10 protein-coding genes are annotated in these 12038 nt (G+C 69.5%); 1 reads left to right on the plus strand and 9 read right to left on the minus strand.

Annotated features, from left to right (window positions below; all coding sequences use genetic code 11):
* Window positions 1–59 precede the first annotated feature (59 nt).
* Window positions 60–1073 (plus strand): AEC family transporter, encoded by a 1014-nt coding sequence (locus SMCB_RS09800; protein ID WP_045536675.1) that lies wholly within the window; start codon window positions 60–62, stop codon window positions 1071–1073.
* Here SMCB_RS09800 and priA read toward each other — a convergent pair.
* The 9 genes from priA to SMCB_RS09845 all read right to left on the minus strand — a co-directional run bounded on the left by priA (window position 1063) and on the right by SMCB_RS09845 (window position 11993).
* The gene (priA, locus tag SMCB_RS09805) at window positions 1063–3246 is read right to left on the minus strand and encodes a replication restart helicase PriA (RefSeq protein WP_045536676.1); all 2184 of its coding nucleotides are present in this window, start codon (window positions 3244–3246) and stop codon (window positions 1063–1065) included. The genes SMCB_RS09800 and priA overlap by 11 nt on opposite strands.
* Before the next feature lie 434 nt (window positions 3247–3680).
* Window positions 3681–4799 carry a uroporphyrinogen decarboxylase gene (hemE, locus tag SMCB_RS09810; protein ID WP_045536677.1) on the minus strand — a complete coding sequence of 373 codons (1119 nt, stop codon included), beginning with the start codon at window positions 4797–4799 and terminating at the stop codon, window positions 3681–3683.
* 38 nt (window positions 4800–4837) lie between these two features.
* Window positions 4838–5008 carry a hypothetical protein gene (locus SMCB_RS09815; protein ID WP_197539301.1) on the minus strand — a complete coding sequence of 57 codons (171 nt, stop codon included), beginning with the start codon at window positions 5006–5008 and terminating at the stop codon, window positions 4838–4840.
* 122 nt (window positions 5009–5130) lie between these two features.
* A complete protein-coding gene (locus SMCB_RS09820) occupies window positions 5131–5565 on the minus strand; it encodes a CoA-binding protein (RefSeq protein WP_045536680.1) in 435 nt (144 codons plus the stop codon).
* A gap of 18 nt (window positions 5566–5583) precedes the next feature.
* Window positions 5584–5994: a rhodanese-like domain-containing protein gene (locus SMCB_RS09825; protein ID WP_045536682.1), complete on the minus strand. Its 411-nt coding sequence runs from the start codon at window positions 5992–5994 to the stop codon at window positions 5584–5586.
* Window positions 5995–6000: 6 nt separating this feature from the next.
* Window positions 6001–8226 (minus strand): protein-disulfide reductase DsbD family protein, encoded by a 2226-nt coding sequence (locus tag SMCB_RS09830; RefSeq protein WP_082027349.1) that lies wholly within the window; start codon window positions 8224–8226, stop codon window positions 6001–6003.
* A gap of 162 nt (window positions 8227–8388) precedes the next feature.
* Window positions 8389–9069, minus strand: a complete 681-nt coding sequence (locus SMCB_RS09835; protein ID WP_045536683.1) for a response regulator — start codon at window positions 9067–9069, stop codon at window positions 8389–8391.
* A 28-nt stretch (window positions 9070–9097) separates the two neighbouring features.
* Window positions 9098–11377, minus strand: coding sequence for a sensor histidine kinase (locus SMCB_RS09840; RefSeq protein ID WP_045536684.1), 2280 nt, complete (start codon window positions 11375–11377; stop codon window positions 9098–9100).
* 43 nt (window positions 11378–11420) lie between these two features.
* Window positions 11421–11993 carry a DUF4390 domain-containing protein gene (locus SMCB_RS09845; protein WP_171820300.1) on the minus strand — a complete coding sequence of 191 codons (573 nt, stop codon included), beginning with the start codon at window positions 11991–11993 and terminating at the stop codon, window positions 11421–11423.
* Window positions 11994–12038 lie beyond the last annotated feature (45 nt).

The raw sequence follows: 12038 nt of genomic DNA on the forward strand, positions 1-12038 counted from the left end.
TTGGCCAAGGGGCGATCATATGCGCCCCCTGGGTCCGCTTGCAGCGACAATAGCGCGCCGTGTTTGACATCCTACTCGTCACCTTTCCCTTTTTTGCGCTCGTGCTGGCCGGTTACGCGGCCACGCGCCGGGGCTGGCTGGCGCTGAGCGCGATTCCGGGGCTCAACGCCTTCGTGCTCTACTTTGCCCTGCCGGCGATGCTGTTTCGCTTCGGCTCCACGACGCCGATCGGGCAGCTGCTGGACGCGGCGGTGTTGGTTGTCTATCTGCTGGTGGCGCTGCTGCTGGTGGGGCTGGTGGTGGCGCTCTCTAGGCGGCGCGGCTTGGGCTGGAACGATGCCGCCTTTGGCGCGCTGGTGGTGGCCTTCCCCAACACCGGCTTTATGGGCGTGCCCTTGCTGGCGGCGCTGCTGGGACCGCACAGCGTGGGCACGGTGATGGGGCTGATCGTGGTCGATATGGTGATCACCAGCTCGCTGTGCATTGCGCTCTCGCGCCTGGGCGGTCAGGCCGGCGGGGCGCTGGCGGCGGCCGGGCAGGCGCTGCGCGGCGTGCTGGCCAACCCGATGCCGTGGGCGATCGTGCTCGGCGCGCTGGCCTCGGCCTACAGCCTGCAGCTGCCGGGGCCGCTGCAGCAGACGGTGTGGCTGCTGGCCGACGCGGCGGCACCGGTGGCACTGTTCACCCTGGGCGCCGTGCTGGCGCGCGCGCAACTGCAAGCCTCTGCGCCGGCGCAGGGTGAGCAAGCTCAGCCCCTGCAAACACCAAAGCCTCAGCCCGCGCTGCTCGAACCGCTGCAGTTGGCGCTGTTCAAGCTGCTGCTGCACCCGCTGCTGGTGTGGCTGGCGGGCACCGGGGCGATGGCGCTCGGGCTGGGGCTCGATCCCTTTGCCCTGACGGTGATGGTGCTGGTGGCCGCGCTGCCCAGCGCCAGCAACGTGGTGCTGCTGGCCGAGCGCTTCGGCGCCGACAGCGGGCGCATCGCGCGCATCATTTTGTACTCGACCGCGCTGTCGTTTCTGAGCTTTGCGGCGGCGGTGGCGTGGCTGGGGCCGGTTGCGGCTACAGGCTGACCGGGTCCACATCGATGGCCCAGCGCAGCAGACCGCGCCCGGGCGGCTGGCGGCGCAACGCGTGCAGCAGCGGCTGCCAAGCTGCCAAAAAGGCCTGCAGCGCCGGGCGCGAGGGGCTCTCGACCAGCATCTGCGCGCGCTCAACGCCCGCCACGCGCTGCACCGTGAGCGGCAGCGGCGGGTACAGCGTGCTCTGCGCCAAGCCGGGCAGGCTGGCGCTGCGGGCAGCGTCAGCAGCGGCTTGCAGCCACGCCTGTGCCGTGGCCTGGGTGCGGGCTTCGGCGCGCAGCAGCGCCTGAAAGCTGAACGGTGGCATCTGCGCGCTGGCGCGCTCGCGCAGCTGCTGCGCCGCAAAGGCCGGGTAGTCGTGGCGCGCCAGCGCGGCAAACAGCGGGTGCTGCGGGTACCAGGTCTGCACCCAGAGCTCGACCTCGGCCTGCTGCGCGGCCACAAAGGCGGCGTCGCGCCCGGCGCGGCCCGCGGCTTGCAGCAGCAGCGCAAACAGGCGCTCGGGGGCGCGGTAGTCACTTGAAAACAAGCCGCTGTCCACGTTCAGGCCCGCCACCAGCGTGATGCGGCGAAAGTCGTGCCCTTTGGCCACCATCTGGGTGCCCACCAGCACATCGACCTCGCCCTCGTGCATCGCCGCCAAGCGGCTGTGCAGGCTGCCTTTGGCGCGCGTGCTGTCGGCGTCCAGCCGCGCCACCCGCACCGGGCTGCCGTCGGGGCGGCGCGCCTCGGCCAGCAGCGCGCCCAAGTGTTCCTCGACCTGCTCGGTGCCGCGCCCGACCGGCGCGATGTCGAGGTTGCCGCATGCCGGGCAGGCGCGCGGCACTGGGGTGGCGTGGCCGCAGTGGTGGCAGCGCAGGCTGCGGTCGAGCTTGTGAAAAACGGCGTGCGCGCTGCAGTGCGGGCAGTCGCTTTTCCAGCCGCAGGCGTGGCAGGCCAGCACCGGGGCGTAGCCGCGCCGATTCAGCAGCACCAGGCTTTGCTCGCCGCGGGCGGCGCGCGCGGCCAGTTGCGCCAGCAGCGGCGGGGCGATCAGGCACTGCTTGGGCTGCTGGTTCAGGTCCAGCAGGCGCAAGCGCGGCAGCGCCGCCCCGGCGATGCGCCCGGGCATCTGCAGCCGCTGGTAGCGCCCCTGCTCGGCCGCGTGCCAGCTCTCGAGCGCGGGCGTGGCCGAACCCAAAATGACTTGGCAGCGCGCCGTGCCCGATTCGAGCCGGGCGCGGTACACCGCCAGATCGCGCGCCGAGTAGCGCGCGCCGTCTTGGCTTTTGTAGCTCGGGTCGTGCTCTTCATCGACCACGATCAGGCGCAGGCGCGGCAGGCTGGCAAAGATCGCCATGCGCGTGCCCAGCACGATGCGCGCCTGGCCACGGTGCGCCGCCAACCAGTGGCGCAAGCGCTGCGCCGGGCTCAGGCCGCTGTGCAGCGCCACCACCCCGTGCGCACCAAAGCGCTCGCAAAAGCGCGCCTCCAGTTGCGGCGTCAGGTTGATCTCGGGCACCAGCACCAGCGCCTGCGCCTGCGGGTCTTGCTGCAACAGCGCCTGCGCCGCGCGCAAATAGACCTCGGTCTTGCCGCTGCCGGTGGCCCCAAACAGCAGCACCGGCTGCGTGCTCTGCGCCAGCGCAGCGAGCACGGCGGCTTGCTCCGGGCTGGGGGCTGGCACCACCGCGGCCGGGGCTAGCCCCGGATCTTGGGCGCCGGCACGCTCTTGCGCATCGGCACCGGCACCGGCACCGGCAACCACGCCTGCGCCCAAGGCTGCGGCATCGAGTTTCTTTAGGCGGCGCAGCAAGGCCGCGCCGTCGAGCTCGCGCAGTTGCGGCGGCAGCGCCGCCAGCGCCACCTCGCCCAAGCCGCGCTGGTAGTAGCGCGCCGCAAACGCGATCAAGGCGCGCCAGTTGGCCTGCAACGGTGGCAGAGCGGCAAAAGATTCGCGCACCGGCTTCAAGCTGTCGGCGCTCAGGCCATCCGGCGGCTGCTCGTGCACCTGCCAGACGATGCCCAAGACCTCGCGCACCCCCAGCGGCACCCGCACCAGCGCCCCCGGCTGCAACGGCTCGCTGCTCCAGTAGCTCAGGCTGTCGCCCAACCCGCTGTGGGCCGGGGTGGCCAACACCACCTCGACCCAGCAGGCTGCAGTTGGCGCTAACTGTTCAGTCATGGTGTTGAAAATGGGCCCAAGTGGCTGATTCGTCTGGGGTTGCGGCAGTTGCTCAACGCATCTGTGGATAACTTTGTGGATAGCCCTTGGATCGGGCCGCCAAGACCTTGCAAATCAAAGCCTTGTCTGCGCTGCCCAGAAAACGGGCAGCCGCTCAAGAACCAATCATATCAACAACTTGCATCGCGCCCCCAGAGACACAGGGAGGGTGTTGGGGTTTGTGCTCAGGTCTGGGTGCCGATGCGGTATTTGTGCATAAGGCACGCAATCGGGCGGACTCATGGCCCTTTTTGTGCTAGCCGAACCGCCTCCTGCGTCACCGTTTTTGCCTCCACCGCTTGGGCCGCAGCCCAAGATGAAGGGCGCCCAATGTCCGCCCTTGCGCGGCTTGCACCCAAACAGCGCCACCGTTGTGCGAAATGAACCAACCGGCCTCAAGCGCGCTGGCGCATCTGGCGCGAATGCCCGTGCACCGCCTCGACCAGCGCCTGCACGCTCTCGGGCGGGGTGTGCTGGCTGATGCCGTGCCCGAGGTTGAAGATGTGCGTGGGCCCGGGCTGGCTGGGGTCGGTGTGCGGGGCGCCAAACTGCTCCAGCACCCGCACCGCCTCGGCCGCCACCTGCTCGGGCGCGGCAAACAGCGCATTCGGGTCTAGGTTGCCCTGCAGCGCCTTGCCCGGCGCCCCGGCTGGCCCGCCCACGGCCGCGCGCGCCGCGCCCAGATTCACGGTCCAATCCAGCCCCAGCACCTCGCAGTCCAGCGCCGCCATCTGGCTGAGCCACAGGCCACCACCTTTGGTAAAGACGATGCGCGGAATGCGCTGCCCAGCGTGCTCGCGCGGCAGTTGCGCCAGCACGCGCGCGGTGTAGGCCAGGCTGAAGCGCTGAAAAGCGCCATCGGCCAGCACCCCGCCCCAGCTGTCGAAAATCATCACCGCTTGGGCCCCGGCCTCGATCTGCGCGCGCAAATAGGCTGCGACCGCGTCGGCGTTGAGGGCCAGCACGCGCTCGAGCAAATCGGGGCGGCGGTAGAGCATGGTCTTGACGAGGCGGTAGTCGTCGCTGCCGCCGCCTTCGACCATGTAGCAGGCCAGCGTCCAAGGGCTGCCGCTAAAGCCGATCAGCGGCACCCGGCCCGCCAGCGCACGCCGGATCGAGCTCACGGCGTCAAACACATAGCGCAGCCGCTCGAGGTCGGGCAGCGCCAGCGCCGCCACGTCGGCCTCGGTGCGCAGCGGGCGCTCAAATTTGGGCCCCTCGCCCTGGGTGAAGCTCAGGCCCAGCCCCATGGCGTCGGGCACGGTGAGGATGTCGCTAAACAGGATCGCCGCATCCAGCGCATAGCGCTCCAGGGGTTGCAGCGTGACTTCGGTGGCGTAGTCTGGGTGGGTGGCCAAGCCCATGAAGCTGCCGGCGCGCGCGCGCGAGGCGCGGTACTCGGGCAGGTAGCGCCCGGCCTGGCGCATGAGCCAGATCGGGGTGTGCTCTGTGGCTTGGCGCAGGCAAGCGCGCAAAAAGGTATCGTTTTGCAAAGGGGCGTAGGGCGTGTTCATGGCGACGATTGTCGCGCAATGACAAGGGTCGGCATCGATTAAAGATACTCGTCTTTCCAGCGCGCAGCGTCGGCCACAAGCTGCGTCAGCCGCTGCGCCTGCAGGCTCACGAGGGTGGCGATGCCTTGGACAAAGGCGCGCTCGTCCTCGCCCTCGTAGTCGGCGGCCTGGGCTTGGGCCACCGCTGCCGCCACGGCCAGTTTGGTCAAGCGCTGGCCTTCGCGACGCAACTGAAACCATGCTGCCCAAGCCAGCTCGCGATCAAGGTATATCTGATTTTCCGAAATTTTGCCGGCGCGCTGGCTAGTCGGCTGGCCGCAGCGGTGCCCGCCTAGCCCGGCCCGAGCAGGCGCTGGTGCTCGATTTTCAGGCAGCGATCGCTCACCACCTGCAGCCCGGCGGCGGCGGCGCGGGCCTCGGCTTCGGGGTGCACCACGCCGAGCTGCAGCCACAGCGCTGCCGCCCTGAGCGCGATCGCCGCGTCGGCCAGCGGCGGCACCTCGGCGCTTTGGCGGAACACATCGACGATGTCTAGGCGCAGCCCCTCGGCCGCCAAGGCGGCTGCGGCTTGCTCGAGGCTGGCGTGGCAGGGCTGGCCCAAAATCAGTTGTCCGGCAGCCATCGGATTCACCGGCAGCACGCGGTAGCCCTGCTGTTGCAGGTACTGCGCCACCCGGTGGCTGGGCCGCTCGGCTTGTGGCGACAGCCCCACCACGGCGACGGTGTGGCTGCGGCGCAGCAGGGCGATCAGTTCGGTGTCGTTCATGCCCGCCCCCTTCACCGCTCAGCCGCCGCTGCCCGGGCGCACCATGGGCCAGCCGCGCCGCGCCCAGCCGCTCATGCCGCCATCGACGAAGCGCACGTGCGTCAGGCCGGCGGCGTGCAACTGCTCGGCCACGCGCGCCGAACGGTTTTGCGTGTTGCAAATCAGCAGCAGCGGCTTGGCGGGGTCGCGCGGCAGTTCGTTGAGGCGCGCGGGCAACTGCGACATGGGCAGCAGCACCATCCCCGGGGCCACGCCGTGCGCGTGCTCGGAGGGTTCGCGGATGTCAACCAGCACCGCGCCGCCCGATTCGAGCAGCGCCCGGCCGTCGTCGAGGCTCACTTGCAGAGCGGGGTTGGCAGGGGAGCAGGCGTTGAGGAGCATGATGGTCAGGGCAGCCAAAGCCGCTTTGAGTAGGGAAGTCGGGCGCATTTTCAATCAAAGTTGCGCCAGGGCGGATCGCAATTCTTGCACAGTCAAAATTTCCGACAACAGCAGGGGCTGGCGCCCCGGGGCATGCAGCACATAGACCGGGATGCTGTTGCGCCCGAGCCGGGCCAGCGATTGCGTCACGGCGGGGTCGAGCCGCGTCCAGTCGGCGCGCAACAGCACCACGTTGCGCGCCGCCACGTCGCGCAGGAACGATTCGTCGGCGAGCGCGTTGTGCTTGTTGTAGAGGCAGCTCACGCACCAAGCGGCGGTGTAATCGACGAACACCGTGCGCCCTTGGGCGAGCAGCTCGGCCTCGCGCTGTGGGCTCCAGGCCTCCCAGTACACGCCAGGGACGGCGGTCGGGGTGCTGCGCGCGGCTTGGGCGGCCGTGCCGGTGGCCGCGCCTGAGGCTGCACTGTGCGTGGCCAGCATCTGCGGGCCCAACAGCCACAGGCCGCCCAGCAGCGCCAGCAGCGCCAGCGGGGCCATCCAGCGCCGCATCAGCCCGCCGCGGCCCAGCGCCCACAGCATCCAAGCCAGCAGCAGCAGCAGCATGAGCAGGCCGGCGGCGGCGTTGATGCCGCCCTGATGGCCCAGCACCCACAGCAGCCAGACCACGGTCGCCAACATCGGGAAGGCCAGCCACTGGCGCAGCGTCTCCATCCACGGCCCGGGGCGCGGCAGGGCGCGCACCAGCGCCGGCACCCAAGTGGCGGCCAAGTAGGGCAGCGCCATCCCCAAGCCCAGCGCCGCAAACACCGCCAGCGCCGGCGCCGGGGCCAGCGTCACGGCCAGCCCGAGCGCGGCCCCCATGAAGGGCGCGGTGCAGGGCGAGGCCACCGCCGTGGCCAGCACGCCGGTGAGGAAGGAGTCGGCGTTGGGGTTGCGCACCCGCAGGCTGGCGAGCGCGCTGGGCAGCATGGGGCCAAACTGGAACAGGCCAGCGAGGTTGAGCCCGATCAGGGTGAAGAGCGCCGCCAGCGCCGCTACCACGGCCGGGTTTTGCAGCTGAAAGCCCCAGCCCAGTTGTTCGCCGGCGGCACGCAGCCCCAGCAACAGCGCCCCCAGCGCCAGAAACGACAGCACCACGCCGGCGGTGTAGGCCAGCCCGCCCAAGCGCAGGCGGCGCCGATCATCGGCGTGCTGCGAAAACGACAACACCTTGAGCGCCAGCACCGGGAACACGCAGGGCATGAGGTTGAGGATCATGCCGCCAATCAAGGCCCCGAGCAGCGCTGCCCACAGCGTGAGGCCAGGGGCTGGGGCGGCGGCGCGCGCGGCTTCGGCGGCCAATGCAGCCGCCAGTGCGTCGGAGACGCCAGTCGGCGCCGCCACGGCCGGCCAACCGCCGGGCACCGCCAGCTCCAGCCGCACCCCGGCCACACCCGGCGGCGCATCGGCCAGCGCCAGCACCAGCGGCAACGTGTCGGGCGAAGCAGAGCGGAAAGGGTTCAGCGGGATGCTGGCGTGCCAGACCGCGCCCTCCCAACGCTGCTGCCAAGCGGCGCCGGGCTGGATCAGGGCCCCGGTTTCGGGGAAAAACTCGAGTGCGCGCCCCTGCCACGCAGCGGGCAGCCCGTGCACCGTGGCTTGCAGCGCTTTTTCGGTTGCAGTCAACTGGCTGGCCCCGGCGGCCAGCGCCACCGGCCGCGCGGCCCAAGCGGCCTCGAAGGCGGCAGAATGGGCCACGGCAGCCATTTGCGCCGGGATGCGCACTTGGAAGCGCGCCTCTTGCGGGATGCATTCTTCGCGGCAGATCAGCCATGTGGCCAGCACCTCGAGCGCCAGCGCGTCGGCCGCAAAGCCGGGGCGCACCTCGAGCGGGATCGGCAGCAGCACCGTGTCCTTAAAGCCGTAGTTGGCCAACTCGCCGATAGGGAACTTGCGCGGCGTGGGCCAGGCGATGGCGCCGGGCACCACGTGGGCGGGCAGCGTCCACTCAAATTCGGTGGGCAGGCCGGAGTCGCCCGGGTTTTTCCAGTAGCTGTGCCAGCCCGGCGCGTGCTCGATCTGCAAACCCAGCCACAGCGGCTGCCCCGCCGCCACCCCTTGCGGCGCATGCACCAGCAGCGCGGTGCGCGACTCGGGCGTGACCACCGGCGCCGAAACCAGCGCGCCGGCCGTGTTTGCGCCCGCAGACGCTACTGCCCACAACGGCGCCGCCGGCGCTTGCGCCCAAACACCCCACCCAAGGCAAAGCCCGAGCAGCAAAACAGCCAAAGACTTGAACATGCAGACTAATGTAAACGCTGACCGCATTCGAGCGCAGCCTTGGGGGCATAGTTCCCCTACCCCCCGGAGCTTACACCACAGACTGCACGGGGCGCCCCGTTGCCCCGCGCAGCTCGGCAACTGGGCAGCCGTGCAGCGCTTGCGCCCATGGCACAGCGGGCGCTACTCGCCCACGCGCTTGGACTTGTTCAAATCCACCCCGAGCTGCTTGAGCTTGCGGTACAGGTGGGTGCGCTCGAGCCCGGTTTTTTCGGCCACCCGGGTCATGGAGCCGTTTTCTTGGTTCAGGTGGAATTCGAAGTAGGCTTTCTCGAAGGCGTCGCGGGCCTCGCGCAAGGGCGCATCGAAATCAAAGCGCTGCGTGCCCGATTCGTCATCGGCGGCGCGCGCTCCCACGAGGTGCGGTGTGGCGTCGAGCAAGGGCTCGCTGGCAGCGGGCAGCGCGGGGTCGGACTTGGCGCTTGCCGCTGGGCGCGCCACCACCCGAGTCAGGCCCTTTTGCACCGTTTGCAGCAGTTTTTGCAGGGTGATGGGCTTTTCCAAAAAGGCCATGGCCCCGATGCGGGTGGCCTCGACCGCGGTTTCGATGGTCGCGTGCCCGCTCATCATGATCACCGGCATGGTCAGCAGCCCGCCAGCGGCCCATTCCTTGAGCAGGCTGACGCCGTCGGTGTCGGGCATCCAGATGTCGAGCAACACCAGATCGGGGCGGGCAGCCAACCGCAACTCGCGCGCCCGGGCGGCGTTTTCGGCCAGCTCGACCGCGTGCCCCTCGTCGTTCAAAATTTCGAACAACAGCTCGCGTATGCCGAGTTCGTCATCAACCACCAAGATGTTTGCCATGCTGCCCGCTTGCCTTCCCGTGCAATGCTCAGTTTTGTTGCAGAGTTGCAACCCGCAATGATAGCGAGACTTGCGCCCCGCCCTGCCCCTCATCGTCTTGCCAGTGTCCGATGTCGATGCGGCCACCGTGTTCGTCGATGATTTTTTTCACCACCGCCAGCCCCAGCCCGGTGCCTTTGGCCTTGCTGGTGACGTAGGGCTCGAAGGCGCGCTTGAGGATGGCCTCGGCAAAGCCCGGTCCGTGATCGAGCACCTGCAGCCGCACCCAGCGCCCCCCCTCGGAGGCACGGGTGCGCAACAGCACGGCGGGGGCGCCGGGCGGGGTGGCGTCCTGCGCGTTTTGCACCAGATTGTGGACCACTTGGCGCACTTGCTGGGCGTCGGCCAACACCGGCGGCAGGCCGGCTTGCAAATCGAGCCGCACCGGCACGTCGGCGGCTTCGTAGAGGGCCACGATGTCGCGCAACTGGGCATTGAGATCGAGCGGCTCCAGCTGCGCGGCGGGCAGACGGGCGTAGTCGCGGAATTCGTTCACCAGCCGCTTCATGGCATCGACCTGATCGACGATGGTCTTGACCGATTTGTCCAGCAGCAGCAGCTCCGCGCCCTCGAGCTTGGGCTGCAGCTTCATGGCCAAGCGCTCGGCGGCGAGCTGGATCGGCGTCAAGGGGTTTTTGATCTCATGCGCCAGCCGCCGCGCAACTTCGGCCCAAGCCTGGGCGCGCTGGGCCGAGATGATTTCGGACACGTCGTCGAACACCAGCAGCTGCTCGCCGCTGGGCAGCAAGGCGCCGCGGGCGATCAGCGTCAGCGCCTGACGCTGGCCCTCTTGCGCGGCGTTGGCCTCGTTGCCGGGTTGCAGATCGACCGGTTGCTGCCAGTGCTGGCCTTCGTGCTGCACCGAGTCGGCCAGAAAACGGTCGAACTGCTGCTGCACAAAATCGGCAAAACCGCGCAAGCCGGGCACGGCGTGCAGGCCCTGCCCCAAGTGCGCGTTCAGCGGCACGCGCAAGATGCGCATGGCACCCGGGTTGGCGCTCAGCAGGCGCTGCTGCGCGTCGAGCACCACCACGCCCGCGCTCAGGTTGTCGAGCAGGGTTTGCAGGTTGGCGCGCGCGGCATCGACCTGCCCGATGCTGCGCTGCACCGCCTGCCGCGCCTCCAGCAGCTCTTGCGTCATGTGGGCAAAGCTGCGCGTCAGGCCCGCCAGTTCGTCTTTGGTGGGCAGGGCTTGTTTGGGCGTGAGGTCGCCGCGCGCCACATCGCGCATGCCTTCGGCCAGCACCAGCAGCGGCCGCATCAGTTGCTGGCCCAGCAGCAAGGCCAGCAGCACGGCCCCAAAGGTGGCCAAAAAGAGCGCCAGCGTGAGGGTGCCGATGTACATGCTGCGCAAGCCCTCGCGCGCCAGCGCCCGCTCCTGGTATTCGCGGTTGGCCAATTGCACCGACAAGGCGTCGGCCACCAAGGCCGCGGGCAAGATGGACACCACTTGCAAAAAACGCGGCTCTAGGCCGATGCCAAAGCCGTGCGGCTCCACCAGCACCAGCACGCGGATGCGTGGCAGCTGCGCGGCCGGCAACTGCAGCACCTGCTGCGGCTCGGCCAGCGTTTCCAGCTCTTCAAGGCCTTCGATGCGGGTGATGGAGCGCTGGGCGCGCACCAGTCGCAGCAGCTCGGGCGAAGGCGCGGCAGGCAGCAGCTCGAAGCGCGACTCGCCCGCTGAGCCGATGGCGCGCCCGGTGGCGCTCCACAGCACCATGTCGTGGGCCTGCATCTGGGCGCGCAGGCCCTCGAGGCTGAGCGCGGCCGCCACGTCGCTTTGCTCGCCCAGCCTCAGGGCGGCGCCACGCGACTTGGAGGCCAGATCGGCGGCCAAGGTCTCGATCGTGGTGCGCCCCAAGTTGAGGCCGGCGCTGAGCGCGGTTTCAACGCGCACGTCGAACCAGGTCTCGATCGAGCGCGACACGAACTGATACGAGACCACGTAGATCAGCAAACCGGGCAGGAAACCGACCAAGGCAAAAATGGCCGCCAGCTTGACCTGCAAGCGACTGCCAAAGCGCTTGCGCCGCCAGCGGCTGGCCAGTTTGTAGGCCAGCCACAGCAGCAGCACGCCCAGCAGGCTCGCCACCCCCACGTTGAGCCAGACCAGATAGACGTAGCCGTCGGCCTCGAAGGCGCGGTGGTCGGTGGCCACGGTGAGCATGAAAAACAGCACCATCACCACGCCGCCGACCAAAATGAGCAGCAGCGCAGCCAACCAGCGCCGGGCGGCGGCGCCCAGAGGTCGGACGGCGGTGAGGTTCATGCGCGGGAAGACAGGGTGAGGGTGAGCGAGCGCGGTGTAGGGCTCAAGTGCCGCCCGCATCAAAGCGCAGGCTTTGGCGGTAGAGCACCGACCAGCCATCGCTTTGCGGTGCCACGAGCTGGAACGGGCGCGGCAGCAGCCGGTCGTCGAGCCGGAACTCGAAATCGACGCGCACCGCGCCGCCAGCGGGCAGCTCGGCGGCACCCAGCAAACGCCAGCGCGAGACTGCGGTGGCTGCAGCCATCGCGTCGGCAAAGCTGTCGAGGTTTTGGTGCAGCGCGGTGCCCAAGGCGGCCTCGCCCACCGGCCCGGAGTGCACGCTCACGCGCCAGCGCCCCGTCAGGGGTTGGTAGGCCACGCGCACCACGCGCTGCACCGAGGCCAAATAACGCGCGGTCCAGTACCAGCGTGGCTGGCGCACCTCGGCCAGCCAGACAAAGTGCACCGGCACCCCGCGCAGCAGCACCGCCTCGAGGTCGGGCGGCAACTCGGGCGCCAGGCGCGCGCTCAAACTCAGGCCCTCGGCATCGCGCTGCAACTGCACCGGCAGCGGCGCGCTGGCCCAGCTGGTGCCAGCCAAGGCCAAGCAGCACAGGGCCAGCAGCCAGTGCAGCACGGCACGCCAGGTGCGGACAGGCCAAGCCGGCACCGGGCGTACGCA

This window comes from Serpentinimonas maccroryi (assembly GCF_000828915.1).
Lineage (GTDB): Bacteria > Pseudomonadota > Gammaproteobacteria > Burkholderiales > Burkholderiaceae_C > Serpentinimonas > Serpentinimonas maccroryi.

Excerpts from the sequence above, each read along its gene's own strand:
- SMCB_RS09835 (WP_045536683.1), bottom strand. The coding sequence starts at position 9,069 with ATGGCAAACATCTTGGTGGTTGATGACGAACTCGGCATACGCGAGCTG.
- SMCB_RS09840 (WP_045536684.1), bottom strand. The coding sequence starts at position 11,377 with ATGAACCTCACCGCCGTCCGACCTCTGGGCGCCGCCGCCCGGCGCTGG.
- SMCB_RS09830 (WP_082027349.1), bottom strand. The coding sequence starts at position 8,226 with ATGTTCAAGTCTTTGGCTGTTTTGCTGCTCGGGCTTTGCCTTGGGTGG.
- SMCB_RS09820 (WP_045536680.1), bottom strand. The coding sequence starts at position 5,565 with ATGAACGACACCGAACTGATCGCCCTGCTGCGCCGCAGCCACACCGTC.
- priA (WP_045536676.1), bottom strand. The coding sequence starts at position 3,246 with ATGACTGAACAGTTAGCGCCAACTGCAGCCTGCTGGGTCGAGGTGGTG.
- hemE (WP_045536677.1), bottom strand. The coding sequence starts at position 4,799 with ATGAACACGCCCTACGCCCCTTTGCAAAACGATACCTTTTTGCGCGCT.
- SMCB_RS09825 (WP_045536682.1), bottom strand. The coding sequence starts at position 5,994 with ATGCGCCCGACTTCCCTACTCAAAGCGGCTTTGGCTGCCCTGACCATC.